This is a genomic window from Paraburkholderia ginsengisoli NBRC 100965, assembly GCF_000739735.1.
GTDB classification, from domain to species: Bacteria; Pseudomonadota; Gammaproteobacteria; order Burkholderiales; family Burkholderiaceae; genus Paraburkholderia; species Paraburkholderia ginsengisoli.
This window is the reverse complement of sequence record NZ_BBJF01000003.1, coordinates 631,561-656,719: the sequence shown is the minus strand read 5'-3', so window position 1 is coordinate 656,719 and position 25,159 is coordinate 631,561. Positions and strand designations below refer to the sequence as shown.

The 25,159-nt window shown below is 64.2% G+C and carries 18 protein-coding genes and 1 pseudogene; 8 read left to right on the top strand and 11 right to left on the bottom strand.

Annotated elements, in window-relative coordinates; genetic code table 11:
• Nucleotides 1-66: 66 nt before the first annotated feature.
• Nucleotides 67-993: a DMT family transporter gene (locus tag BGI01S_RS04005; protein ID WP_042322651.1), complete on the top strand. Its 927-nt coding sequence runs from the start codon at nucleotides 67-69 to the stop codon at nucleotides 991-993.
• Between the two features lie 906 nt (nucleotides 994-1,899).
• Here BGI01S_RS04005 and bamC read toward each other — a convergent pair.
• Nucleotides 1,900-3,132: an outer membrane protein assembly factor BamC gene (bamC, locus tag BGI01S_RS04000; RefSeq protein WP_042322445.1), complete on the bottom strand. Its 1,233-nt coding sequence runs from the start codon at nucleotides 3,130-3,132 to the stop codon at nucleotides 1,900-1,902.
• A gap of 458 nt (nucleotides 3,133-3,590) precedes the next feature.
• Between bamC and BGI01S_RS03995 the strand changes: the two genes are divergently transcribed.
• The 3 genes and pseudogenes from BGI01S_RS03995 (at nucleotide 3,591) to BGI01S_RS03985 (ending at nucleotide 7,294) form a co-directional block, all read left to right on the top strand.
• Nucleotides 3,591-4,064, top strand: coding sequence for a DUF2844 domain-containing protein (locus tag BGI01S_RS03995; RefSeq protein ID WP_042322443.1), 474 nt, complete (start codon nucleotides 3,591-3,593; stop codon nucleotides 4,062-4,064).
• Between the two features lie 40 nt (nucleotides 4,065-4,104).
• Nucleotides 4,105-5,245 (top strand): annotated as a pseudogene (locus BGI01S_RS03990) (DUF3443 domain-containing protein).
• A 165-nt stretch (nucleotides 5,246-5,410) separates the two neighbouring features.
• The gene (locus tag BGI01S_RS03985; RefSeq protein WP_042322441.1) at nucleotides 5,411-7,294 is read left to right on the top strand and encodes a glycosyl transferase family 1; all 1,884 of its coding nucleotides are present in this window, start codon (nucleotides 5,411-5,413) and stop codon (nucleotides 7,292-7,294) included.
• Between the two features lie 465 nt (nucleotides 7,295-7,759).
• On the opposite strand, the gene BGI01S_RS03980 is transcribed toward BGI01S_RS03985, so the two are convergent.
• Nucleotides 7,760-8,245 (bottom strand): hypothetical protein, encoded by a 486-nt coding sequence (locus BGI01S_RS03980; RefSeq protein WP_042322439.1) that lies wholly within the window; start codon nucleotides 8,243-8,245, stop codon nucleotides 7,760-7,762.
• 241 nt (nucleotides 8,246-8,486) lie between these two features.
• Here BGI01S_RS03980 and BGI01S_RS03975 point away from each other — a divergent pair, with 241 nt between their 5' ends.
• Nucleotides 8,487-9,155: a cadmium resistance transporter gene (locus BGI01S_RS03975; protein ID WP_042322437.1), complete on the top strand. Its 669-nt coding sequence runs from the start codon at nucleotides 8,487-8,489 to the stop codon at nucleotides 9,153-9,155.
• Between the two features lie 131 nt (nucleotides 9,156-9,286).
• Here the strand turns inward: BGI01S_RS03975 and BGI01S_RS03970 are convergent, their stop codons facing one another.
• A complete protein-coding gene (locus tag BGI01S_RS03970) occupies nucleotides 9,287-9,646 on the bottom strand; it encodes a hypothetical protein (protein ID WP_042322435.1) in 360 nt (119 codons plus the stop codon).
• 216 nt (nucleotides 9,647-9,862) lie between these two features.
• On the opposite strand from BGI01S_RS03970, the gene BGI01S_RS03965 reads away from it, so the two are divergent.
• Both BGI01S_RS03965 and leuA read left to right on the top strand, forming a co-directional pair.
• A complete protein-coding gene (locus BGI01S_RS03965; RefSeq protein ID WP_042322433.1) occupies nucleotides 9,863-10,786 on the top strand; it encodes a class I SAM-dependent methyltransferase in 924 nt (307 codons plus the stop codon).
• A gap of 254 nt (nucleotides 10,787-11,040) precedes the next feature.
• Nucleotides 11,041-12,759, top strand: coding sequence for a 2-isopropylmalate synthase (gene leuA / locus BGI01S_RS03960; protein ID WP_042322648.1), 1,719 nt, complete (start codon nucleotides 11,041-11,043; stop codon nucleotides 12,757-12,759).
• Nucleotides 12,760-12,900: 141 nt separating this feature from the next.
• Here the strand turns inward: leuA and BGI01S_RS03955 are convergent, their stop codons facing one another.
• The 6 genes from BGI01S_RS03955 to BGI01S_RS03930 all read right to left on the bottom strand — a co-directional run bounded on the left by BGI01S_RS03955 (nucleotide 12,901) and on the right by BGI01S_RS03930 (nucleotide 21,169).
• Nucleotides 12,901-13,683 (bottom strand): amino acid ABC transporter substrate-binding protein, encoded by a 783-nt coding sequence (locus BGI01S_RS03955; protein WP_042322431.1) that lies wholly within the window; start codon nucleotides 13,681-13,683, stop codon nucleotides 12,901-12,903.
• A 139-nt stretch (nucleotides 13,684-13,822) separates the two neighbouring features.
• Nucleotides 13,823-15,274 carry a dihydropyrimidinase gene (hydA, locus tag BGI01S_RS03950; protein ID WP_042322429.1) on the bottom strand — a complete coding sequence of 484 codons (1,452 nt, stop codon included), beginning with the start codon at nucleotides 15,272-15,274 and terminating at the stop codon, nucleotides 13,823-13,825.
• Between the two features lie 66 nt (nucleotides 15,275-15,340).
• Nucleotides 15,341-16,852: an NCS1 family nucleobase:cation symporter-1 gene (locus tag BGI01S_RS03945; protein WP_042322427.1), complete on the bottom strand. Its 1,512-nt coding sequence runs from the start codon at nucleotides 16,850-16,852 to the stop codon at nucleotides 15,341-15,343.
• A gap of 115 nt (nucleotides 16,853-16,967) precedes the next feature.
• Nucleotides 16,968-18,320 carry an NAD-dependent dihydropyrimidine dehydrogenase subunit PreA gene (preA, locus tag BGI01S_RS03940; RefSeq protein ID WP_042322425.1) on the bottom strand — a complete coding sequence of 451 codons (1,353 nt, stop codon included), beginning with the start codon at nucleotides 18,318-18,320 and terminating at the stop codon, nucleotides 16,968-16,970.
• 89 nt (nucleotides 18,321-18,409) lie between these two features.
• Nucleotides 18,410-19,759, bottom strand: coding sequence for an NAD(P)-dependent oxidoreductase (locus BGI01S_RS03935; RefSeq protein WP_042322423.1), 1,350 nt, complete (start codon nucleotides 19,757-19,759; stop codon nucleotides 18,410-18,412).
• A gap of 126 nt (nucleotides 19,760-19,885) precedes the next feature.
• Entirely contained in the window at nucleotides 19,886-21,169 is a 1,284-nt protein-coding gene (locus BGI01S_RS03930) for a Zn-dependent hydrolase (protein WP_042322420.1), read from the bottom strand.
• A gap of 302 nt (nucleotides 21,170-21,471) precedes the next feature.
• Here BGI01S_RS03930 and BGI01S_RS03925 point away from each other — a divergent pair, with 302 nt between their 5' ends.
• Entirely contained in the window at nucleotides 21,472-22,224 is a 753-nt protein-coding gene (locus BGI01S_RS03925; RefSeq protein ID WP_174447375.1) for a TetR/AcrR family transcriptional regulator, read from the top strand.
• A gap of 94 nt (nucleotides 22,225-22,318) precedes the next feature.
• On the opposite strand, the gene boxA is transcribed toward BGI01S_RS03925, so the two are convergent.
• Nucleotides 22,319-23,560, bottom strand: coding sequence for a benzoyl-CoA 2,3-epoxidase subunit BoxA (boxA, locus tag BGI01S_RS03920; RefSeq protein ID WP_042322418.1), 1,242 nt, complete (start codon nucleotides 23,558-23,560; stop codon nucleotides 22,319-22,321).
• 45 nt (nucleotides 23,561-23,605) lie between these two features.
• The gene (gene boxB, locus BGI01S_RS03915; protein ID WP_042322416.1) at nucleotides 23,606-25,033 is read right to left on the bottom strand and encodes a benzoyl-CoA 2,3-epoxidase subunit BoxB; all 1,428 of its coding nucleotides are present in this window, start codon (nucleotides 25,031-25,033) and stop codon (nucleotides 23,606-23,608) included.
• Nucleotides 25,034-25,159 lie beyond the last annotated feature (126 nt).

Here is a 25,159-nt window from a genome sequence, read left to right as displayed (position 1 = left end):
GTTTCGCGCGATCACGCTGCTACGATGCGCAGGCGTCCCGACTCAACCGCGCGCGGCGCCATCCCGATGAAACCTCAAAACCTGTTGCAACTGCTGATCCTCGCCGCTCTGTGGGGCGCGTCGTTCCTGTTTATCCGCGTCGGTGTGACCGACTTCGGCGTCGCGCCGCTGATGGCGCTGCGCGTCGGCATCGGCGCGGCCTTTTTGCTGATCGTGCTGCTCGCGCGACGGCCGCTGCAGCAATCGGCGACGATCCTGCGCACGCGCGCGTTTCCGCTGCTGGTGGTGGGCATCCTGAATTCGGCGGCGCCGTTCTGCCTGTTCGCTTATGCCGAATTGACGCTGTCCGTGGGCGTGACCTCGGTGATCAATGCGACCACGCCATTGTGGGGCGCGCTGGTCGGCTTCCTCTGGCTGCGCGACCGCCTGAGCGCGCTGCGCACGCTCGGTCTCGTGATCGGCTTTCTCGGCGTATTGATGCTGGTGTGGGATCAGATCGCCACGCCCAACGGCTCGGCCGCGACGCCGCTGACCACCGCGCTCGCGGCCGGCGCCGCGCTCGGCGCGACGCTGCTGTACGGCGTCGCCGCGAACTATACGAAGCGTCACCTGACCGGCGTCGATGCGCTGACCGTCGCCGCCGGGACGATGACCGGCGCGACCATCGTGCTGCTGCCGCTCGCCGTGATCTACTGGCCGGCTGCGCCGATTTCGCTGCACGCGTGGGGCGCGGTGATCGCGCTTGGCATCGCCTGTACGGGCGTCGCGTACATGCTGTTCTTCCATCTGATCGCGGTGGCCGGACCGGCGCGCGCGATCACCGTGACATTCGTGATTCCGATCTTCGGGATTCTGTGGGGCGCGCTGTTTCTCGGCGAAGGCGTGTCGCCCGGCATGCTGGAAGGCTGCGCGGTGATTCTCGTCGGCACCGCGCTAGCAACTGGCGTGATCAAGCGTCTGCCGTGGGTCGGCACACGCCGCGCCGATACCTGAAAGCCGTTTCGTTTCGCGCGACGCCAGCCGGCGGCGTCGCCCTGTCTTCGCCTCTCTTCACCTCGCTTCCCCTCTCTTCCCCTCTCTGCGCCGCTCACGTTCTGCTCAGCTCCTGACATCGGACGGTTGCAAAAGTGCGGATCGCTGCGAATCTCCCTACCAAAAAAATAGCCCGCACTCCGGTCGGAGTGCGGGCGAAACCGTCGCCCTACGAGGATAGGCGACGGGGCCACCGAGGCCGCGCGTCGCGCGCAGGCCGTCATCGGGCGCGGCGCCGGTCTTCGGCCGGCGCCGGAAAGGTTTGAATCGCAGGCAGGCTTGGAGACGCGCCAAAATTCACGTCGGCAAATCTAATCCGGCCCTATGAGTCTTTTAAGCAGCTTATGTGCCAAATTGAGGCCAAGATCACGAAATGGTCTCAGACGCTTGATTGATATAGATTTTTTTCGCCTGAGGCGATCGACGTGAAGTGTCGTGCGGAGGTCTTTGAAGTTACGTCACGGGGGTAACGTCACGTTACATAAGGGCGCTCAGCGTCCCTGCACGCCTGATCCACCGACGCGCACGCCAGCCGTTCCAACCGAGCGGCCACTTCGTGCACTGGGATCCAAATGCCGCATCACGAGTCGGGTTGGCCGGCGCGTCTCGCGGGGACTCAAAGCGGCGCCGCAGGCCGGCGCGAGAACGAGCAGACTCGCTGCCCATATCCCAGGAAAGGATGACGTCGAACATGGCCCGATTCCGTCGAGCTCAGGTTGATACCGCGCTCTCACTCAGGGACAGGAGCAAACACATGCGCGCGACGCCCCCACACGTCTGACACGAGCGAAAAAAAAACCGCCCGGGACATGATCCCGGGCGGCTTTTCAAACTGCGTTGCCCGCTAGCAGTTCAGGGTTCCCCAGCTCAATGCAGCTGGTCGACCATCAGACTCATGATCTGCTTGGCCTGCGAGCTTTGGTCGATCGCGCCCTGGTCGTCGACCACGGCCACGCGCGTCTGGTCCGGCGTCACCGCGCGCACGTTCACGCGATACTGCTTGGCGACCTTTTCCTTCTTGCCGTGGAACACCTGGCTCCAGAAGCCCTGCTCGGCCGACGATAGATCCTTCGGATCGACGTAGCGAACGAAGTACAGACCACGGCTGAGATCGCGGTCGTCGACGGTGAAGTTGCTGCGGTCGAGCGCGAGGCCCACGCGCAACCAAGCCCGGTCATACGGCTCGCCGAGTGTGAGTTCGGTCGACGACAACTGCGCCTCCGTATTCGCCGAGTCCGCGTCCGGCGTTGGCTGTTGCGCCGACAGCGCGACGTTCTGGGCCGCCGTCGCCGCTGCAGCCGACTTCGCGCCGGTGGTCGCCGCGTTCGGCGCCGTTTGCGTGCCCGCCGGCGACAGATCCGCGGTTTGCGTGCCGCCCGCCTTGCGGGAATCGGCCAGCGCGAGCGCCGCCATCAGGCGCTTCAGATATTCCTGTTCGAGCGCCGGATCGTTCGGCTTTGGTACCCACTGGCTCGAATCGTTGTTGGTGCCCGTGAGCGCCTCGCGCATGCCCTTCTGGCTGATGAACACGTAGGTGCCGCCGGCCGGCGTGGCTTCGAGACGCGTGCGGTACTTGTTGCGCTCCGAGGTCACATAGCTGTTGCCCATTGCCTTGGACAGCGTGTTGCGGATCAGGCCGTCGCTGATCTGCGCGTGCGACTCGTTCCAGTCGGTTTCCATCACGCCCTTGTCGCGCTGGTCGACCACCAGCAGGAAGCCCTGTTCCTGCCAGAAGCGGCGGATCTGTTCCCACGCCTGGGCGGGCGCCTTGTTGTCGATCACGAGCCAGCTTTCCGTGCCGTCGCGCTGGATGTGCATGCCGCTGACCGGCGGCACCACCGCCACGTTATTGCTGGCCGACGGCGCTTGCGCCTGAACCTGCCGAAGCGCGGACAACGAAGTTTCGCCGCCTTGCGGGGGCAACGAACGCTGATCGGCTGTCTCGTCGATCATGTTCGGCGGGACGGCGAGCGACACCTGCTTTGATTTGGAGTCGCTCTTGTAGTCGATTTTGGTCGGCGACGAGGTGCCGCAGCCGGCGACCAGCCCGCCTGCCATCAGCATTACTGCAAACCGCTTGGTAAGACGAAGATCAGTCATGTTCGGGGAATCCTTCCGCTACGCCACGGCAAGTTTCCGTGGATCAACCCAACATTTTACCGGTCCCGGCGAGCCGTGTGCAAAAACTGGGGTTTGCCCGCCAATTGACCAGCGCGCGACGCTTGCCACACGCGCGGCGAAGGCGCCGATGAACAGCTTGGGAAGTGTGTCGTCCGGCGCAACTTCGCGGCAGAAAAATGCGTCGTGCTCAGGACGAAAAACTCCGTGCCCTCGCCCGCTTAACATTTGCCAACATTTCCGAATGTCGTGTAGGGCCACCCCTACAACATCGTCAGATCTTTGTTTTCAAAAAGAAAAGTCCTAGCACGCCCCTCTCGCATTCCGACAGCGCATTAGACAGTGACCACGCGCCAGGTCACGATCCAAAAACCCAAGTGTTACCGTGATTTAAACATCTCAATAAAGCCATAACACTTCAGATAGCGAGGCAGACCGCCATGTCAAAGTACCGTTTCTCACACTCTCTCACCGCCAAGGCGCTCGCCTTTGTGGCGCTCTGCGCGAGCGCCGGCGCCCACGCGCAACTGGGCGGCGCAATGCCGAGCCAGACGACGACAACGGCGGGGTCCGCGGCCGCGGTGCGGTCGCTCTTCAACGGCGGACTGCGCGTTCGCACGCTGACCGACGCCGGCAACACGACCATCAACGAGTACGCGACCAGCACCGGCAAGATCGTCGGCTACGCGTGGGAAGGCCCGACCATGCCGGACCTGCACGCGCTGCTCGGCCAGTACGCCGACTCCTACCGCGCGGGTGCCGCCACGCCGGGAGCGGACGGCAATCTGCACGGCTCGCGGATCGCCCAGCCGGACGTGATCGTCGAATCCGGCGGTCCGATGCGCGGCTACGTCGGGCGTGCGTGGCTGCCCGCCGCGTTGCCGCCCGGCGTCACCGCCGACGATCTGCAGTAAGCGCGCCACCAGGCCAACTCTTCGACGATCGGAATCCATCATGAAGCCCTCCTCTCGACTCTCTGCCCTGCTCCTCGTCTGCGCGGCTCTCGCCGGTTGTGGCGGCGGGGGCGGCGGCAGTCCGGCCAGCTCGTCGCAGACGAGCGCGGCCTGACGCGCAACATGCTGACGACCAGCGTCACCATCTGCCAGACCGGCACCAGCAACTGCGCGACGATCGACGACGTCCAGGTCGACACCGGCTCGAACGGCTTGCGCCTTCTAGCCTCCGCGCTGCCGGCGAGCCTCGCGTTGCCCGCAGTGCCATCGGGCGGCGGCGTCAGCGGCGAGTGCGCGGTGTTCGGCAGCGGCTATGCGTGGGGCGCCGTGCGTCGCGCGGACGTGCGCATGGCGGGCCAGGTCCCGAGTCGATTCCGATCCATCTGATCGCCGACCCGTCACTTCCCACAGTGCCCGCCGAATGCGCCAGCGCGGGTCCGGCGATGCTGACGGTCGCGGGCCTGCGCGGCAACGGCATTCTCGGCATCGGCCTGTTCACGACTGACTGCGGCAGCGGCTGCGCCAACGCCGCGCTGCCGCGCTGGTACTACCGCTGCGACGCCAGCGGCGCATGCGTGGCAAGCGCGCAGTCACTCGCGCAGCAGGTGGCCAATCCGGTCGCCCGTTTCGCGCTCGACAACAACGGCGTGGTGATCGACCTGCCGCCCATTGCCGACACCGGCGCGGCCAGCGTGGCGGGCTCGCTGATCTTCGGGATCGGCACGCAGGCGAACAACACACTCGGCGGCGCCAGCGTTGTCAGGGCGAATGCGACCAACGGCTATCTGGTCACGAGCGCGGGCGGTCAGACGTATGCGCAAAGCTATATCGACAGCGGCTCGAACGGGCTCTTCTTCCGCAACACCCAGCTTCCACAATGCGGCTTCTGGTACTGCCCGAGTTCGCCGCAGACGATCGCCGCCACGATCGTCGGGGTCGACGGCGCGACGCGCGCGCTGGCGTTTTCGATCGGCAATTCGAGCTCGATGTTCGCGTCGCCGAATAACGCGTTCAACAATCTTGCCGGCATTGGCGCACGCGGCTTCGGCTGGGGCTTGCCGTTCTTCTACGGAAAGCGCGTCTACACCGCGATCGCGTCGCGCGATACTTCGGCCGGCCAAGGTCCTTATTACGCATTCTGATCGATGCGCGGACCCGGCCGCTGTCGATATGGCCCAAGTCCGCGCGGAAATTTCCCAAATCGATCGGGCCGGCAAATTTGATATCGGGCGGCAGCGATAATTCAGCGATCCGGCTGGCTATCTTTCTCCAGATAGTTAGTCCTGCCTACGTTGACATGTCGCCCGATGGAAGAACCCACCTTTTCGCTCGACCACTTCGAACAGCTCGTTTATACGCGGCAGCACGTGAAGGCGGCGGTCCAGCTGATCGCCGCGCTGGCGCTGCTGCAGCACAAGCGCGGCCTGTTGGACGCGAGCTTTCTCGCGTCCAACATGAGCGGTCTGCCGGCGGCCGAGCAGCGCCAGCGCTTCTGCACGCGCCTCGCGAGCGCGGCGTCGACGCTGTTCGCCGATCCGCAATTCGACCTGCCGCCCGCGTGCTTCAATCTGTTTTTGACGCTGCACGAGTGGACCGGCCTGGTATTCTCCACCACCGCCTTCGGCAACGCGGACCATGTCGTGCGTTACCTGAATCCGCGCGGCCCGGAGAATGCGGAGTTTCTGGCCGGCGACCGCTTCGTCGAAAAGCTTTGCGCACTCTATTCGACCGAGTCGGAACTGGAACTCGACTTCGCCACGCTCTGGGCTTACGACAAAGCGCTCGCCGCCAGCCTCGCGCTCGTGCTGCTCGCACCCACCTTCAAGGGCTCGGCAAATGCGCATCTCAAACGCGAGGCACTGGTCGAATGGCTGCCCGGCAAACTGCGGGAAATCGACGACCTCGACGACCTGCCGACCGCGTTGCTGCACAACGCGTACATGTTCTGCAGTTACGCGGACACCCCGCGGCGGCATGAGATCAAGCGCGACATCAACGAGCTCGTGAGGCGCAAGCTCGCGCAACTGGGACTGACCGATCTCCCCGCGCCGACGAAGCCGGTGCCCGCGCAGCGCGGACGCCGCGCGTCGCGCGGCAGGAAGCCGCTGATGATCGTCGTACTGGAATGGTTCAGCGGCCCGCATTCGATTTACCGCACGCACTCGCGCACGCTGGAAGCCGCGCGCGAGCATTTCGAGGTGGTCGGCTTCGGCTTCGACTACGCGGTCGACGACCTCGGGCGCGCGGTGTTCGACCGCTTCATCGAACTGAAGGACCCGGAATATATCGGCGAATGCCTGGCGACGATCCGTGAATTCGCCGCGACCGAGCAGCCGGACGTGCTGTATATGCCGAGCGTCGGCATGTTCGTGCTGACGGTGTTCATGTCGAACCTGCGCGTCGCGCCGCTGCAGATCGCGGGTCTCGGCCATCCGGCCACCACGCACTCCGACAAGATCGACCGTATCAGCGTCGAGGAAGACTACGTGGGCAACCCGAGCTGCTTCAGCGAGCGTCTGATGAAACTGCCGAAAGACGGTCAACCGTACCGGCCGTCGGTAGCGCTGCCGGAGATCGTCGCGCAGATTGCGCCGCCGCGCGAACGGCTGGAGATCGTCGTCACGGCGAGCGCGATGAAGCTCAATCCCGGCTTTCTCGAAGCCTGCCGGGAGATCGCCGCGCGTGCGCAGACGCCTGTCGAGTTTCACTTCATGAGCGGCGTGCAGGCCGGTCTGCCGCTCGACCGGATGCGCGCGGTGATCGGCGATGCGCTGCCGGGCGCGCACGTGCATGGCTTTCACGACTACGCGGGCTATCTGGCGCGCGTCAATCGGGCGGACCTGTTTCTCAGTCCGTTTCCATTCGGCAATACCAACGGCATCGTCGATGCGTTGACGCTGGGTTTGCCTGGCGTCTGCAAGCGCGGGCCGGAAGTGTTCGAGCGCATCGACGGCGCGCTGTTCGAGCGGGTGGACATGCCGTCGTGGACCGTTGCGGATAGCGTCGACGAGTATGTCGCCGCCGCCGTGCGGATGATCGACGCTCGCGCCGAGCGCACGGCGCTAAGGCAGAGGTTGATCGATACTCGGGCGGTGGAACGCTGTTTCGAGGGACGGCCTCAGGCGTTCGGTGAATGTGTGTTGAAGCTGGTGCGGGGGACGCGGAGGCAGCGGGCGGAGGCGATGAGGTGAAGTGGTGGGTATGGGCTTTGTGCGGATGTGACGTGACGGGGTGCTGACGGGTAGCGCTTGCCGGTACATCTGGCGGAGTACGGCGCGGGTTAGCTAACGTTCGCTCGCCGTTTGGGTATGGCGTGCAGCGTAGATGCCACCTCGCAGACGCCGGCCCCGCATAGCGCAAGCGCTGTGTGGTTCATCCGGCAAGATGCTCCTCACACATGCCGCAAAGAACCGGGAAGCGCATCCGCAACGAATGCGCGAGGCGCATCCACAAACTTGGTGTCATCCATCTTGCGAGCGCGAGCCGAGCATGCCATGAAGCACTACATCGTCCATCAAACAGGACGCACTTCGCGCTCGATATGCACGAGACAAAGAACCGTGACGCGTCTCGCACCAGGCGCGCGATGAGCATCCGCAAAATATCGTGTCATTGGTTTGCGCGCACAAGCCTGGTACGACACGAAATGCCGCCACTTACCCCGCAGCTTCGCTAGCGGCCTGATCGGGCGGCGTCGCAAGTTTGGCCGGCGCCAGCCAGCGGAACACATCGAGATCCTCGCCGTGGAACGTGCATTCGGCGGCCGCGGGCAAACTGACCGTCTTCGGTTGAATCGGCTTTTTCGACGACGCCTCGACACCCGACGCCGCAGTCGCCGCCGTCACCGCTCTCGTCCCCGCAATCCCGCCCGGCGCGGAGGCCGCCAGCGCGGCCGAGGCCGGCATCGTCGCCGCCACTTCCGAGGCTGTCCTCACATGCTCGATCGATCCTTCGACCACCACCCGCGAGCCGCGAATGGCGGCAGCCCGGTGAGCGACCTTCAATGTATCCGACGACGTCGCGGCCAGCTTGCTTCGCATCAACTGCTCGCATGCGCCCGAGTTCCTGGAGCCGGTCGTGCAGGCCGCGAGCAGCGCGGCTGCGGTCGTGACGCAGGCGATAGAGAGAATCCGAATCTTCATTGATGTTCCGTTTTTCAAGCCGTCGGCAATTGTAGCTTACGCACCCGTCGCTCGACATCGGACCCGCACGCCTGCTGTCTCCCACCAGAAGCGGACGTCTCGCGCGCCCCGCCTGCAACGACGCAGTTCACCGAACGGCCGCTTGACCGCACCGGCTCGCGTTGGCATCGTGTCGAACTCATCCGCTGCGCCGTCGACGCGTCGCCGCATCTCTCACGCTGTATCGACCGGCTTTTCTCGCATGATCAGCCTCGCCCTGCTCGCGATCGCGGCTTACGCCGCCACCAATATCGACAACCTGTTCGTGCTGCTCGCGTTCCTTGCGGAAACGAAAGCAAAGGCCGCACGACGTCGCGTGATTGTCGGGCAGTATGCGGGGTCGTTGATGCTGATCGCGGGAGCGCTCCTGCTCGCGGTCTTGCTGACGCGATTGCCCGCCGGTTACGCCGGTCTGCTGGGCTTGCTGCCGATCGGCATCGGCCTGAGCAAAGCGTGGGAGCGCCGCGATCCCGCCCATTCCGAGCAGGAAGCCGCGCGTGACGCGGCAGGCGACGCCGCGAGCGCACCTGTATCCACCGCGCCGGCCCGCGCGACCGGCGCGGCCGCGGCAAGCCGTGGCTCATCCTGCTGGACCGTCGCCGGCGTCGCGATAGCCAACGGGTCGGACAACCTTGCCGTCTATGTGCCGCTGTACGCCAGCCATTCACAGCACCAGAACGCGCTCATCTCGCTGGTGTTCGTCGCGATGATCGGGCTGTGGTGCGCCGTGGCGGTGTGGCTCGTCGAGCACCCGTTGCTGGGCGCGCCGATCCGTCGTTACGGCGGCGCGCTGCTGCCTGTCTTGCTGCTGGCGATCGGTGCGTCGGTGATCGCGCAGAACGATACGTTGCGCATCGTGTTCGGCATCTGAGCATTTGAGCAACTGGGCGGCGACGCCTGCGTCTACCGTTTCGAACAAAGAGTCCGCCTCGAAACAACACGGCCCATGCCAGGATGCGCTGCCGCTGGCGCGCGATGCGGCACGGCCGTCGCCTACGCCCCTCAGTTCGACGGTGCCGCCGGCTGCGCGGGCGCGGGCGTCGGCGACTGGGGTTGCACATAAGTGCGCACGCCGGCGAGCGGCGAGCCATAGCCGCCCGAGTTCGTGTGATTCGGCAAACCGTTGACCAGTTGTGCCCGCGGGTCGGTCGGATTCAGATTCAGTTCGCCGGCCTGCTGGTTACCGTGCGTCGGATATTCGCTGCCGAGTGCCGCATTCGGCATCAGACGCGTGCTGTTCTGCGGTGCGTTCATATCGTTCTGCGGACTCAGACCCTGCGCCCCCGCGTGCGCGGCGAACCCGCACGCGGCTGCGCAAAGCAGAACCCGCACTACCTTCGACGTGCCCGATAGTCGTTTCATGCCTGCCTCCGGCAAAGTGAAATGAAAGGGATCAGGTCCGCGCGGTCGAAAGCCATGGCGCGGCGCGCTGATCACTTCATTTATACGCGCCGGCCCGCGCTTCGGATTCGGTTATCGCCGCGACCCGGCCAACGCCCCCAAAACAGCGCGCAAATTCGGCCTCGTCCTATCCTTATGTCGATTGCCGATTTCCTTCCGCGTCACTCGCCCCCGATAATGGCTGCCATGAACGCTTACCCCCACTCCGCTACGCGCATGTTGCGCGGCCTGCTCGCGGCCTTCGGCATCACGCTGCTGCTGGCCGCCTGCGCCGCTCCGACGGCGTCGAATTCGTCGGCATCCGCCACCGCGTCGACGGCCGCCTCGGCCCGGCCCATATCGTCCACCTCGCCGACCTCGCTCGACGCCGCCGTCTCCGGCCCGCAGCGCAGCGACCAGGCGCGCGCACGGGACGTCTATCGCCACCCGAATGAAACGCTGCAATTCTTCGAACTCGCGCCGTCGCAGAGCGTGCTCGAAATCGCGCCGGGCGGCGGCTGGTACACCGAAATCCTTGCGCCCTACCTGCACGATCAGGGCAAGCTGTACGAGGCGCAATACGACGGCCCGCAAGGCGCGCCATCGGCGGAGGCACAGGCCGGCCGCGCGGCGTTCGCGCGCAAGCTGGCGGCCACGCCCGCCGTGTACGGCAAGGTCGTGGTCGGCACCCTGCACGCGGGACAGTTCAGCGGCTTTCCCGCCGACGCCAGCGTCGATCGCATACTGACCTTTCGCAACATCCACAACTGGATCAAGGACGGTCAGATCGACGCCAACCTCCGCGCGTTCTATGCGGCGCTCAAACCGGGCGGCGTGCTCGGCGTCGAGGAACACCGCGCGGCGCCAGGTACATCGCTGCAACAGACCATCGACAGCGGCTACGTGACGGAAGACTACGTGATCGCTCACGCGCGGGCCGCCGGCTTCGAACTGGCCGGTCGCAGCGAAGTGAACAGCAATCCGCGCGACACGAAAAATTACCCGCACGGCGTGTGGTCGCTGCCGCCGAGCTATGAGGGCGGCGATGCAGACCGAGCCCGCTACGCGGCGATCGGCGAGTCTGACCGCATGACCTTGCGCTTCGTGAAACCCGTCCATTGATCCACGGCCGCGCTTGACGCCGTCCCGAGAATATGTTCCTATTGCGCACTATGTACCGCGCCCAGACCACCCTATCGCTACTACTAGCCCGCTCTACCGGGCTAGGTCTGCTGCTGCGCGCTTCCATCTGATACACCGAAGCACCGCTTAATCCCCAGTAACTGACCCAGCCCCGGTTTTCGACCGGCGGCCCTGTATCGTTTTCGTCGTCCGGTCGACTCCCAGCCTTCTGGTCTCACCCTCGGATGATGAAAATGTTGAAAAACCCTGCTACCAAATACCGTTCGTTCAAGCCCATCAACTTGACGGATCGCCAATGGCCGTCGCGCACCATCACGCGCGCGCCGATCTGGATGAGCACCGACCTGCGCGACGGCAATCAGGCGCTGTTCGAGCCGATGAATGCCGAGCGCAAGATGCGCATGTTCAAGACGCTGGTGCAGATCGGCTTCAAGGAAATCGAAGTCGCGTTTCCATCGGCGTCGCAAACCGACTTCAACTTCGTGCGTGAGCTGATCGAAGGCGGCCATATCCCCGACGACGTGACGATCGAAGTGCTGACGCAAGCGCGCGACGATCTGATCGAACGCACCTTCGAATCGTTGCGTGGCGCGCCGCGCGCGATCGTCCATCTGTACAACGCGACCGCGCCGGAATTCCGCAAGATCGTGTTCGGCCTCGAAAAGAGCGGCGTGAAAGAACTCGCGCAAAAGGCCGCCCGCACGACGAAGCGTCTCGCCGATGCGTCGCCGGAAACGCACTTCACGTTGCAATACAGCCCGGAAGTATTCAGCGGCACCGAACTCGAATTCGCGAAAGAAGTGTGCGACGCCGTGTTCGACATCTGGGAACCGACGCCCGAGCACAAAGCCATCGTCAACCTGCCGGCCACCGTCGAAATGGCCACGCCGAACGTCTACGCGGACCAGATCGAATGGATGCACCGCAATCTCGCGCGCCGCGGTTCGCTGATCGTCTCGGTCCACCCGCATAACGACCGCGGCACCGCGGTCGCTGCCGCCGAACTCGCGGTGATGGCGGGCGCCGATCGCGTCGAAGGCTGCCTGTTCGGCAACGGCGAGCGCACCGGCAACGTCGATCTCGTCACCCTCGCGTTGAACCTGTACACGCAGGGCGTCGATCCGGAGCTCGACTTCTCGAACATCAACGAAGTCGCGCGCACCGCCGAGGAATGCACGCAGTTGCCGGTGCATCCGCGTCATCCGTATGTCGGCGATCTGGTGTTCACCGCGTTCTCCGGCTCGCATCAGGACGCGATCAAGAAGGGCTTCGCCGTGCAGAAGCCGGATGCGATCTGGGAAGTGCCGTATATGCCGATCGATCCGAGCGACCTCGGCCGCACTTACGACTCGGTGATTCGCGTGAACAGCCAGTCGGGCAAAGGCGGTATTGCGTATCTGCTCGAACAGAGCTACGGCGTGGTGTTGCCGCGTCGCCTGCAGGTGGACTTCAGCTCGGCCGTGCAGCGCTTCACCGACGACAGCGGCCACGAAGTCACGCCCGCGCAAATCTGGGAACTGTTCCAGCAGGAATACGTGCGAACCGTCGAACCGGTGCGCTACATCGGACACAACCTCAACGAGCGGGACGGCCGCGAACACATCAAGCTCACGGTTGAAATCAACGGCACACCGCGCGTGCTGCGCGGCGAAGGCAACGGTCCGCTCGACGCGTTGATGCACGCGGTCGGCGCACCGGTGCGCATTCAGCACTATGAAGAACGCGCGCTGACCCAGGGCGCCGACGCGCGCGCGGTGGCGATCGCCGAAATGGCGGGCGCCGATGTGGCCGGCAGCGCGTTCGGCGTCGGCATCGATGCGAACCTGGTGACGGCGTCGATTCGCGCGGTGATCAGCGGCGTCAATCGTGCCTACGCACGCGTCAGTGCCGAAGCGCAGGAACGTTTCTTCGACGCCGCGTTGAACGACGTAACGGAGGACGTGGCGGTCTGAGACTCAGGTCTGCGTTGACTGCCTGGTGTGTTGTTCGAGGGGGCGTTGCGACGCCCCCTTTTCTTTTTACGCGTGCGCGGTACATAAGCAAGAAGCAATAAGCAATAAGCAATAAGCAAGCGGACAAGTGGCGTCAGTCGCTCACTGAAACATGTCGCGCCCGAAATACTTCCGCGAAATCTTCACATACGTCCCGTCTTTCCTGATATCGCCTAGCGCCTTGTTGATTGCCGCGCGCAATTGCGGGTTGCCCTTGCGGATCAGCACGGCCGATTTGTCGCTGCTGTCCGGCGACGTATCGACGGCGACCATCTTCACCTTCGCATCCGGCGCGCGTTTCGTGAAGTCGAGGAAAGTCAGCGAGTCGTTGATGGTTGCATCGACGCGCCCCGAGGTCAGCAGTTCAATCGATTCGTTGAAGCCCTGCGCCGGAATGATTTCCGCTCCGTGCGCCGCCGCGATCTTGCCGAGGTTGCTGGTCAGCGTATTGGCGGACTTCCGGCCCTTCAGGTCGTCGAACGACCTGATCGACGTATTGTCCGACGCGACGAGCAGCACTGCGTACGACGTGATGTAGGGATCGGAGTAATCGTATTTGGCTTTGCGCGCGTCGGTGATAGCCACTTCGTTGATCACCGCGTCGTAGCGGTTCACATCGAGACCGGCGATCAAGCCGTCCCATTTGCTCTCGATGAATTGCGGCTTGACGCCGAGGCGCTGCGCGATCTCCGCGCCAAGTTCGACGTCGAAGCCCGTCAGCTTGCCCGCGTCGTCGTGATACGTGAACGGCGCGTAGGTGCCTTCGGTGCCGATCCTGAACACCCCCGTGGAGCAGATTTGCGCCAGGGCATCGGCGGCGTGGACCGGGCTCGCCGCCACCGCCTGCCACAGCGCGATCAGCAGCATCAAACGAATCGGCTTCATCAAGAGGCTCCGTCGGGTTTGCTACAGCGGTGGCCGAGTCCTGCGTTCGGCTGGTCGTCACCGGCGCTCGCGTCCGGCAGACCCGGCGGACTGTAGCAAACCGTCTGCGATTTTTCAAAGCCCCTCGCGCGATGAGCGCCTAACGTTCCACCGGATGCGGCTCCTTGCGCTTGTTAGCAACGCGAATCGCATCGAAGTAAGCACCATTCGGCGGACGCTTCAGGTAACGCCCCGCACCCCGCACCGCGCGCAATTCGCCATCGGTCCAGGCGAGCGCGCCGCGCGTGAGCGTGTGCATCGCAACGCCCTGCACCGTCATCCCTTCGAACACATTGAAGTCGACCTTCTGGTGATGCGTGTTCACCGAAATCGTCCTGCTCGCATTCGGGTCCCACACGACGAGGTCGGCATCCGCGCCGACCCGCACGGCGCCTTTGCGCGGATACAGATTGAAAATCTGCGCAGCGTTGGTCGACGTGATGCGCACGAATTCGTTCGGCGTGAGACGCCCCGAGTTCACGCCGTGATGCCAAAGCACCGCCATGCGATCCTCGACGCCGCCGCAGCCGTTCGGGATCTTCGTGAAGTCGTCGCGGCCCATCGCCTTCTGCGACGCGCAGAACACGCAGTGATCGGTCGCCGTGGTGTGCAATTGCCCGGCCTGCAAGCCGCGCCACAATGCCTCGCGATGTTCGGCCGAGCGGAACGGCGGACTCATCACGTGCGCGGCCGCGCGCGTCCAGTCGGGATCGCGATACACCGCCTCGTCGATCACCAGATGGCCCGGCAGCACTTCGCCGAACACGCGCAAACCCTCGCTACGCGCGCGCGCGATCGCATCGACCGCGTCTTTCGACGACACGTGCACGATGTACACCGGCACGCCCAGCACCTGTGCGATGCGGATCGCACGATTGGCCGCCTCGCCCTCCACTTCGGGCGGCCGCGACAACGGATGCGCCTCCGGACCCTTGAAGCCCTTCGCGAGCAACTGACGCTGCAACTGGAACACCAGTTCGCCGTTCTCCGCATGCACGGTGGGCAGCGCGCCGAGTTCGAGCGAACGCGAAAAGCTGTTCACGAGCACTTCGTCGTCGGCCATGATCGCGTTCTTGTAGGCCATGAAATGCTTGAAGCTCGACACGCCGTGTTCATGCACCAGCGTGCCCATGTCGCGATAGACCGACTCGTCCCACCACGTGACCGCCACGTGAAAACCGTAGTCCGCCGACGCCTTCTCCGCCCAGCCGCGCCACTCGTTGAACGCTTCCATCAGCGGTTGCTTAGGACTCGGAATCACGAAGTCGATGATGCTCGTCGTGCCGCCCGATAAACCCGCCGCCGTGCCCGTGTAGAAATCGTCGCTGGCCGTGGTGCCCATGAACGGCAATTCCATATGCGTGTGCGGATCGATGCCGCCGGGCATCACGTACTGCCCGCCTGCGTCGACGATCGTCGCGCCCGCCTGCGCCTCCAGGTCCGCGCCGATCTGCAGGATCGTGCCGCCGTCTTGTGGGTCCGCACACAACACGTCCGCACGATACGTGTTCTCCGCGTCGATAATAGTGCCGCCGCGAATCAGGGTCGTCATGTTGCCGCCTCCTTGTGAACTGCTGGTTTCGATGTTGCTAGCTGCGTCTGCGTCACGCGATTGCGCTCAAGCGCTCGCCACGCGCGCGCTCGGTCCCTTGCTCAGCTTCATCCACGCGCTGTATACGATCGACGCCAACGCAAGTCCGACAAACCATGCATACGTGTAGAGCGTATTGAAGATTGCCGGCACGTTCGGAAACGACGCCGGGAACGCGGTGTGCAGAAAACCCGGCAGATTCGGCAGCACGCCGACGATCAGCGCAACCACCGCGCCGATATTCCAGCCGCCGGTGTAGCTGTACTCGCCCTGCTCGTCGAACAGTTCGCGCGTGTCGAGCCGCGTGCCGCGAATCAGGAAGTAGTCGACCATCAGGATGCCGGCGACCGGACCCAGCAACGCCGAGTAGCCGACCAGCCACGTGAAGATATAGCCCTGCGTGGTCGCGAGAATCTTCCACGGCATCATCACGATTGCGATGGTTGCGGTTATCATGCCGCCGATCCGATACGAAATTCCCTTCGGCCACAGGCTCGAAAAGTCATAGGCCGGCCCGACGAGATTCGCCGCGAGATTGCACGACATTGTGTCGAGCGTGAGGATGATCAGCGCGACGCCGACACCGATGCCGGTCATGCGGCTCGTCAGATCGATAGGATCCCAAATCGCTTTGCCGTAGATCACCACGGTCGCCGATGTCACCACCACCGAAATCACCGAGAGCAACGCCATCGGTACCGGCAGACCGATCGTCTGGCCGATGATCTGATCGCGCTGCGTTTTCGCGAAGCGGGTGAAGTCGGGGATATTCAACGCGAGCGTCGCCCAGAAGCCGACCATCGCCGTGAGACTCGGCCAGAAGGTTGCCCAGAACATGCCCTCTTTCTTGCCGCCCGGCACGAATTGCGACGGCGCCGACAGCATCGAGCCGAGGCCGCCCGCCTTCGAAGTCGCCCACCACACGAGCGCGATGCACATCACGATCTTGATCGGCGCAGACCAGCTTTCGAGCCGGCGAATCGCTTCGGTGCCGTGCACGATGAAGTAGATCTGCAGCGCCCAGAACACGAGGAAACACGCGAGCTGTGCAAGCGAGATGTCGAGAAACGGTAGCGCCTCGCCGTGCAGCGCATTGCCGGTGAGAATGTTCAGCAACGTATAGATCGCGCTACCGCCCAGCCACGTCTGAATCCCGTACCAGCCGCACGCGACGATCGCCCGCAACAACGCCGGCAGTTTCGCGCCGCGCGTGCCGAACGATGAGCGCACCAGCACCGCATACGGAATGCCGTGCTTCGCGCCGGCGTGACCGATCAGCAGCATCGGCACCAGCACGATCAGATTGCCGAGCAGCACGGTCACGACGGCCTGCCACGGCGACATGCCCTGCTCCGTCAATCCGGCCGCGAGCATGTACGACGCGATGTTCATCACCATTCCCACCCACAGCGCGGCGAAGTGATACCACCGCCACGTGCGCTGCGCGGGACCGGTCGGCGCAAGGTCGTCGTTGTAAAGCTCGCTGCCCTGCACGCCGGCCGCGAACTGCGGATCGACGGAATGCGCGGTCTGCTTCATCGAAAGATCTCCACTTGATCGTTGCGGCCCGTGCGGCTTCTGGTGGCGCGTCGGGCCTTTGGGGAAAGACGGGTTCTTCAATAGAAAGGCTACGTCGTTACCGGTACTTCATCGGTCAGGCCGCTTTCGCCGCATGCGTGGGTGCTTCCACTTGCGCGGCGGTTTCAGCGGCGGTTTCCGTCGCCTCGTTCGGCGTGCTTTCCGCCAGATCCGCGCGCGCCGGATTGTTCGGATGCGTGGTCCAGTTCGCGTACCCGCCGCTATCCACACGCTCCATCGAGATGCATTGCTCGACGGGGCACACGTGCATGCACAGATTACAGCCGACACATTCGGAGTCCATCACTTCAAAATGACGGACGCCATCTTTTTCTTTCATGATCGCCTGATGCGCGGTGTCTTCACAGGCGATATGGCACAGCCCGCATTGAATGCACTTGTCCTGGTTGATGCGCGCCTTGATGTCGTACTTCAGGTTCAGGTACTTCCAGTCGGTGACGTTGGGCACGGCGCGGCCGCGAATGTCGTCGAGCGTCGCGTAGCCTTTTTCGTCCATCCAGTTCGACAGGCCGTCGGCGAGATCGTCGACGATGCGAAAGCCGTAATGCATCGCAGCCGTGCAGACCTGCACGCTGCCCGCGCCGAGCACGATGAACTCGGCGGCGTCGCGCCACGACGAGATGCCGCCGATGCCGGAGATCGGCAGGTTCGGCGTCTCCACATCGCGCGCGATTTCGGCGACCATGTTCAGCGCGATCGGCTTCACCGCCGGCCCGCAGTAGCCGCCGTGCGTGCCCTTGCCGTCGACCATCGGCAGCGGCGACATCGCGTCGAGATCGACCGCGACGATCGAGTTGATCGTGTTGATCAGCGACACGCCATCCGCGCCGCCTTTGTACGCCGCTCGCGAGCCGAGCCGAATGTCGCTGATGTTCGGCGTGAGCTTGACGAGACACGGCAGCTTCGTGCCTTCCTTGACCCAGCGCGTGACCATCTCCACGTACTCCGGCACCTGGCCCACCGCCGCGCCCATGCCGCGCTCGCTCATCCCATGCGGGCAGCCGAAATTCAGTTCGACCGCGTCGGCGCCGGTGTCTTCGACGAGCGGCAGGATCCACTTCCAGTCGCGTTCGTTGCACGGCACCATCAGCGACACGATCATGGCGCGCTCAGGCCAGTCGCGTTTGACTTGCGCGATCTCGCGCAGGTTGACGTCGAGCGGGCGGTCGGTGATCAGCTCGATGTTGTTCAGCCCCGCGATGCGCTGACCGTTCCATTGCACCGCGCCGTAGCGCGAACTCACGTTCACGACGTGAGGGTCGAGGCCGAGCGTCTTCCACACCACGCCGCCCCAGCCCGCTTCGAACGCGCGGTTCACGTTGTAGGCTTTATCGGTCGGCGGCGCGGACGCGAGCCAGAAAGGATTCGGCGAAGTGATGCCGGCAATCGTACAGCGCAGATCAGCCATGTTCGGCTCCTTGGGGACTGCTGTTTTTTGTCTGGTGCCCGGGTTGCTAAAGGCGTGAATTGGGACGCGCTATCTGACGCTACCTGGCGCTATGCCGCCTTCACCGCCGTGCGGGCAAACTGCGCGTCGATCGCGGCGGCGGCCACCTTGCCGTCCTGCACCGCTTGCACGGTCAGGTCGATGCCGCCGGTGGCCGCGCAATCGCCGCCGGCCCACACGTCGGGCAGCGAGGTTTGTCCGTTCGCATCGACCGCGATGCGGCTGCCGTCGAGCGTCAACAGTTCGCACTCGATGCCGACCGCCACCAGCGTTTGCCCGATCGCCTTGAGCACCATGTCGGCTTCGATCACGAAGCGCTCCTGCTCGCCGTCGCTCGACGTGCGTGCGAATTCGACGCCCGTGACCACGCCGTCCGCGCCGAGCAAACGCATCGGGCTCGCGTGCGTGACGAGCGTGACACCGCAGGTCTGCGCGAAGTCGCGCTCGGCCCAGGTCGCGCTCATCGACTCGACGCCGCGCCGGTAGACCATCGTCACCGACGTCGCGCCGAGCTTGCGGCTTTGCACGGCGGCGTCCACCGCCGTATTGCCGCCGCCGATCACGACGACGCGGCGGCCCACGGCCACCGTACCGAGATCGTTAGCGCTGCGAATCTGTTCGATGAAGTCCACCGCGTTCATCACGCCGCTCAGGTCTTCGCCGTCCAGCGCGAGCGCACGCACGCCGCTGAGACCGATCGCGAGAAACACGGCATCGTGCTGGCGGCGCAATGTATCGAGCTGGATATCGCGCCCAAGCGCGACACCGTGTTCGATCTGGATACCGCCGACCGAGCACAGCCATGCCACTTCACGCTGCGCAAAGTCGTCGACGGTTTTATAGGCGGCGATGCCGTACTCGTTCAGGCCGCCGGCTTTCGCATGGGCGTCGTAGATCGTCACGCGATGACCCGCGAGCGCGAGCCGATGCGCGCACGCGAGCCCCGCCGGTCCCGCGCCGACCACCGCGACATGCCGGCCGGTGTCGGCCGCGCGTTTGAAGAGCGGCTCGCCGCGCGCCATCGCGTGGTCGGTGGCATGTCGTTGCAACGCGCCGATCGCCACCGGCTTCGCGTCCTGATGATTACGCACGCACGCGCCTTCGCACAGAATCTCGGTCGGACACACGCGCGCGCACATGCCGCCGAGCGGATTGGCCGACAGGATGTCCACCGCCGCGCCCTTCAGATTGCCGTTGCCGATCTTGCGGATGAAACTCGGAATGTCGATGCCCGTCGGGCACGCGTTCACGCACGGCGCGTCGTAGCAGTAGTGACAGCGGCTCGCCGCCGCGGCCGCCGCGCTCGCGTCCAGCAAAGGCGCGATGTCGGTGAACTCGCACGAAAGCTGCTCGGGCGACATCCGCTGAGCCGCAATATCGCCGGTTTGCTTGATGGCCATACACGTTCCTTCTTCGATGTGAGGACGTAGCCGTACCTGCCGGCTGCGCCGAAGCGCAGCCGGGACGGCATGTTTTTTGGCACTGCGTTTAAGGCTTGAAGCGAATGAACGACGACTGCTGTAGCGTTATGAAGCCGGCTCGCATGCACGCTCCAGCATCGCGTGCAGCAACACGTTAGCGCCCGCTTCGATCCATTCGAAAGTGGCGTCCTCGATTTCGTTGTGACTGATCCCATCGACGCACGGCACGAATACCATCGAAGTCGGCGCGACTTGCGACAGATAACACGCGTCGTGCCCCGCGCCGGACACCATGTTCCGATGCGGATAGCCGAAACGCTCCGCGGCCGCGCGTACCGACTTCACGCAGGCTTCATCGAACGCGACCGGCGCGTAGTAAAAGATTTGCTCCAGTTCGGTTTCGAGTCCGATGCCGTTCGCGATCCCGGCAACGCCCTCGCGCAACGCGGCGTCCATCTTCGCGAGCACCGCGTCGTCGGGATGACGGAAGTCGACCGTGAAGAACACGCGGCCTGGAATCACATTGCGCGAGTTCGGATGGACCTGCATCATGCCGACCGTCGCGCAGCCGAACGGCGCGTTGTCGAGCCCGATGCGATTGACCAGATCGACCACGCGCGCGGCGCCGAGCAATGCGTCGCGACGGCGCGGCATCGGCGTCGGACCCGCGTGCGCTTCCTGGCCGGTCAGCGTGATCTCGTACCAGCGCTGGCCTTGCGCATCGGTCACGACGCCGATGGTTTTCTGCTCGGCTTCGAGAATCGGCCCCTGTTCGATGTGTAGTTCGAAAGCCGCATGCAACGGCCGTCCGCCGCACGGCACGTCGCCCGCATAACCAATGCGCTGAAGTTCCTCGCCGATGGTCTTGCCGTCCACGTCCTTGCGCGACAGGCCGTAGTCGAGCGTGAACACGCCGGCGAACACGCCCGAGGCGACCATCGCCGGTGCGAAGCGCGAGCCCTCCTCGTTGGTCCAGATCACCACTTCGACCGGATGCTCGGTCTCGATGCCACGATCGTTCAGACTCCGAATCACTTCGAGCCCGCCCAGTACACCGTAGATGCCGTCGAAGCGCCCCCCGGTCGGCTGCGAGTCCGCGTGCGAGCCGGTCATCACCGGCAGCGCCTCCGGATTGCGCCCAGCGCGGCGCATGAACACGTTGCCCATCTGATCGATCGTGACCGTGCAGCCCGCTTCCTTCGCCCAACTAACGATCAGATCGCGGCCCGCTTTGTCGAGGTCGGTGAGCGCAAGGCGGCACACGCCGCCCTTGGGCGTGGCGCCGATCTTCGCCATTGTCATCAGGCTGTCCCACAGCCGCTTGCCGTCGACTCTGATCGACGTCGAGGGCTCGGCATGCTGTTTCAGCGCTTCGGATACCGCGTTCATTCGTCTCGCTCCTTTCGGTGAACCGACATGAAACTGGTGCATGGGCGGCGGGTTTTGGGGCGTGCCCGCACGGCGGCGGTGCAAGGTTCTACGCACTGGCCCGCCTCTCGCACGGAGGGCAAACCCTGGGCATCGCCCGCTCTCTCAATCCTGTCCAGTTGGACAGGTTGTAGACGATTAGCCCCGCCAAATCAATGCTTTTCGTTCGATGGGAAACAGAGCGAGAAGCGTGCCATTGCATTGCAGCACGCCGGCGTGACGCGCGACGAATACGCATGTGGACGCCGCGTCAAACGACTAGAATGAAGCGCGACGCGGCACGGATGCCGACGAAGGCGAACATGAGAGACGACGACGTGGCGGCCGACCTCACGGAAAACGACGAAACACGCGCCCCTTTGCGGCGGCGCAAGGCCCACATTCGCGAGTCGAATGAAGCGCATCTGCTGGCGTGCGCCGAGGCGGTTTTCGCCGAACGCGGACTCGACGGCGCGAGCACCGCGATGATTGCGGAGCGTGCAGGCTTGCCGAAAGCCAACGTCCACTACTACTTCCCGACCAAGCTCGCGCTCTATCGGCGCGTGCTGGAAGACCTGTTCGAAGACTGGCACAAAGCGGCCGACACGTTCGAGTGCAGCGACGACCCCGTCGAAGCGATCGGCGGATATGTGCGCGCGAAGATGGCGCTATCGCGCCGCCGGCCACTCGGTTCGAAGGTGTGGGCGAGCGAGATCATCCACGGCGCAGAGCACATGGAGGACATCCTCACTGGGCGCGTGAAGCCGTGGCTCGACAGCCGCGTGAAGGTGATCGACGACTGGATTGCGCGCGGCCTGCTCGCGCCGGTGAATGCGCAGACGCTGATGTACATGATCTGGGCGACGACCCAGCACTACGCCGACTTCGACGCGCAGATTCGCGCACTCAAGGGCAAGCGCGCGTTGACGCAGAAGGCGTTCGAGACCACCACCGAAGAGGTCGTGCAACTGGTGATTCGCGCATGCGGTGCGGTATCGCCTGCGCAGCACGAGGACGGAGTCGATCCTTCGCGATAATGCACAAGCACGAAGGCCCCGCGAACCGGCAGGATTCGCGGGGCCTTCGTGAGCGGTACTGTCGCGTGGGAACCGCGGCGAAAAGCGCGGCGCTTCAGTAGGTCTCCAGATGCAGGCGCCCTTCGCGCTTCAGCTTTGCCCACAGCGCTTCCCAATCCAGTTGATGCCGCTCGCCGATCTCCTTGAGCGCTTGCAACACACCATCTTCCATGCCCTTCAAACCGCACACGTAGATGTGCGTGTTGTCGTCCCGTAGCATGCTCGCGACGTCGACCGCGCGATCACGCATCGCATCCTGAACGTAGCGCTTCGGCTGCCCCGGCGTGCGTGAGAAGGCCAGATTCGTATCGATGAAATCCTTTGGCAGATTCGTCAGCGGTCCGAAGTAGGGCAGTTCCTCCTTGGTGCGCGCGCCGAAGAACAGCATCAGCTTGCCGGTCGCGCCTTTCAGACGACGCCGCCGGCGATACTCGGTCATCGCACGCATCGGCGCGGAGCCGGTGCCCGTGCAGATCATCAGCAGATGCGAGTTCGGGTGGTTCGGCATCAGAAAGGTGCCGCCGAACGGACCGATCACGTTGATCACGTCGCCCTTCTTCAGATCGCACAGATAGTTCGAACACACGCCGTCGATCGCATCGCCGTGCTGTTGGCAGACTCGCTTGACTGTCAGGGACACGTTGTTATAACCGGGCCGTTCGCCGTCGCGCGGGCTCGCCACCGAATATTGCCGCGCGTGGTGCGTGCGACCATCGGCGCTCGCGCCGGGCGGCAGAATGCCGATCGACTGGCCCTCCAGAACCGGAAACGGCATCGAACCGAAATCCAGCACGATGTGATGGATGTCGCTATCGGTCGTGCTGTCGGTCAGGCGGTAGTTGCCGACCACTGTTGCGGTGGTCGGCGCCTTGTGCGTGTAGAGGTTCACATACGGCTTCGCGGCCGACCACGGCGGCACGACCGAGCCGCGCACGGTGTCCACTTCGATACCGCCCGCTTCGTCGGACGTGTCGCCCGACACACCCGCGCCCGACGATTCTTCCACGGCGGCCACCGCCATCGTGTTCTGCTCCGGCAGTACGTCCCACGTGAATTGCTCGTCGATCGGATACGCGTCGGCCTTGAGCACGGTGCGCCAGTTGTCGATTGCTCCGGTCGGACATGGCGGCACGCACGCCATGCAGCCATTGCAGACATCCGCCTTGACCACATAGTTGTTATCGTCGTGCGTGATCGCATCGATCGGGCAAGTCTCTTCGCAGGTATTGCAGCGAATGCAGATTTCCGGATCGATCAGATGCTGCCTGAAAACTTCGATCGATACTGGGCCGTTCATGACTTCCTCCACCAGGGTGTACTACGCGCCGCGCGTGCGTTCGTTTCAGTTAAAGCGCACGTATTCGAAGTCGATCGGCTGACGGTTCACGCCCATCGCGGGCGGCGCAATCCAGTTCGCGAACTTGCCCGCGTCCGTGACGCGGCCCATCAGCGACGCGACGAACGCGCGATCCTCGGGCGACGCGAGCCACTTCGCTTCGTTCGCGGCCCATTCGGCCTCGCTGATCACACGGCCGTCCGGCGATACGCGCGTGCCCGCAAAGGTGCCGATCTGCCGGTTGAACGCTTTATGCGGCACCGTCATGCGGAAATCGATGCCGGCCTTTTCGAGCACCTTGTTCCAGCGCCCGACGCCCGCCACCGAGTCCTTGATGTAATCGTCGCGGAGGACTTCGTTCATCGCGTTGAGCATCGGCACTTCGCGCTCGACCAGCTTGCCGTCCTGCACGTCGAGCAGCTTGTAGCTCTGGCCGTTCAGTCGATGATCGTCGTCGCGCTTGTTCTCTTCATAGCGCCCCTTCAGACCGGAGCTATAGAACGTGGCCGCATTCGACGAATGATCGGCGCCGAACAGGTCGATCGTCACCGAGTAGTGGAAGTTCAGATAGCGCTGGATGGTCGGCAGATCGATCACGCCGGCCGCGCGAATCTTCGCGACATCGTCGGTGCCGAGTTCATTCATTACCTGTGCGGTCCGCTGGATCACGCGCGACACACCCGATTCGCCGACGAACATGTGATGCGCTTCCTCGGTCAGCATGAACTTCGTGGTGCGCGCGAGCGGGTCGAAGCCCGATTCCGCGAGCGCCGACAACTGGAACTTGCCGTCGCGGTCGGTGAAGTACGTGAACATGTAGAACGCGAGCCAGTCTGGCGTCTTCTCGTTGAACGCGCCGAGAATGCGCGGATTGTCGTCGTCTCCCGAACGGCGGCCGAGCAATGCTTCGGCTTCCTCACGACCGTCGCGACCGAAGTAACGGTGCAGCAGATACACCATTGCCCACAGGTGACGCCCCTCTTCGACGTTGACCTGGAACAGGTTGCGCAGATCGTACATGGAAGGCGCCGTCAGCCCCAGGTGACGCTGCTGCTCGACCGACGCCGGCTCCGTGTCCCCTTGCGTGACGATGATACGGCGCAGGTTCGCGCGATGTTCGCCGGGCACGTCCTGCCATGCCGCTTCGCCCTTGTGTTCGCCGAAGTGAATCTTGCGATCCTGCTCGCCAGGCGTGAGGAAGATGCCCCAGCGATAGTCCGGCATCTTCACGTGATCGAAGTGCGCCCAGCCGCCCGCGTCGACGCTCACCGCCGTGCGCAGATAAACGTCGTATCCGTGCGAGCCTTCCGGTCCCGTATCGCCCCACCACGACAGGAAATTCGGCTGCCACTGTTCGAGGGCGCGTTGCAACGCACGGTCGTCGGCGAGGTTGACGTTGTTCGGAATCTTTTCGCTGTAGTTGATCGTTGACATGGTCGGTTCCTTGTTAGGAAGCTGCAGTGCTGACGGTGAGAGGCGCGTATCGGGATTGGGCAACTGGCGTTGCGTCTGGTCGCGCGGTTCGCGTGAAGTGCGTGCTGCGCGTTGCTCGAACTGCGA

What these genes read in the sequence shown, in the direction of transcription:
- BGI01S_RS04005 (WP_042322651.1), top strand. Translation starts at nt 67, where the DNA reads ATGAAACCTCAAAACCTGTTGCAACTGCTGATCCTCGCCGCTCTGTGG.
- bamC (WP_042322445.1), bottom strand. Translation starts at nt 3,132, where the DNA reads ATGACTGATCTTCGTCTTACCAAGCGGTTTGCAGTAATGCTGATGGCA.
- BGI01S_RS03995 (WP_042322443.1), top strand. Translation starts at nt 3,591, where the DNA reads ATGTCAAAGTACCGTTTCTCACACTCTCTCACCGCCAAGGCGCTCGCC.
- BGI01S_RS03985 (WP_042322441.1), top strand. Translation starts at nt 5,411, where the DNA reads ATGGAAGAACCCACCTTTTCGCTCGACCACTTCGAACAGCTCGTTTAT.
- BGI01S_RS03980 (WP_042322439.1), bottom strand. Translation starts at nt 8,245, where the DNA reads ATGAAGATTCGGATTCTCTCTATCGCCTGCGTCACGACCGCAGCCGCG.
- BGI01S_RS03975 (WP_042322437.1), top strand. Translation starts at nt 8,487, where the DNA reads ATGATCAGCCTCGCCCTGCTCGCGATCGCGGCTTACGCCGCCACCAAT.
- BGI01S_RS03970 (WP_042322435.1), bottom strand. Translation starts at nt 9,646, where the DNA reads ATGAAACGACTATCGGGCACGTCGAAGGTAGTGCGGGTTCTGCTTTGC.
- BGI01S_RS03965 (WP_042322433.1), top strand. Translation starts at nt 9,863, where the DNA reads ATGGCTGCCATGAACGCTTACCCCCACTCCGCTACGCGCATGTTGCGC.
- leuA (WP_042322648.1), top strand. Translation starts at nt 11,041, where the DNA reads ATGTTGAAAAACCCTGCTACCAAATACCGTTCGTTCAAGCCCATCAAC.
- BGI01S_RS03955 (WP_042322431.1), bottom strand. Translation starts at nt 13,683, where the DNA reads ATGAAGCCGATTCGTTTGATGCTGCTGATCGCGCTGTGGCAGGCGGTG.
- hydA (WP_042322429.1), bottom strand. Translation starts at nt 15,274, where the DNA reads ATGACGACCCTGATTCGCGGCGGCACTATTATCGACGCGGAGAACACG.
- BGI01S_RS03945 (WP_042322427.1), bottom strand. Translation starts at nt 16,852, where the DNA reads ATGAAGCAGACCGCGCATTCCGTCGATCCGCAGTTCGCGGCCGGCGTG.
- preA (WP_042322425.1), bottom strand. Translation starts at nt 18,320, where the DNA reads ATGGCTGATCTGCGCTGTACGATTGCCGGCATCACTTCGCCGAATCCT.
- BGI01S_RS03935 (WP_042322423.1), bottom strand. Translation starts at nt 19,759, where the DNA reads ATGGCCATCAAGCAAACCGGCGATATTGCGGCTCAGCGGATGTCGCCC.
- BGI01S_RS03930 (WP_042322420.1), bottom strand. Translation starts at nt 21,169, where the DNA reads ATGAACGCGGTATCCGAAGCGCTGAAACAGCATGCCGAGCCCTCGACG.
- BGI01S_RS03925 (WP_174447375.1), top strand. Translation starts at nt 21,472, where the DNA reads ATGAAGCGCGACGCGGCACGGATGCCGACGAAGGCGAACATGAGAGAC.
- boxA (WP_042322418.1), bottom strand. Translation starts at nt 23,560, where the DNA reads ATGAACGGCCCAGTATCGATCGAAGTTTTCAGGCAGCATCTGATCGAT.
- boxB (WP_042322416.1), bottom strand. Translation starts at nt 25,033, where the DNA reads ATGTCAACGATCAACTACAGCGAAAAGATTCCGAACAACGTCAACCTC.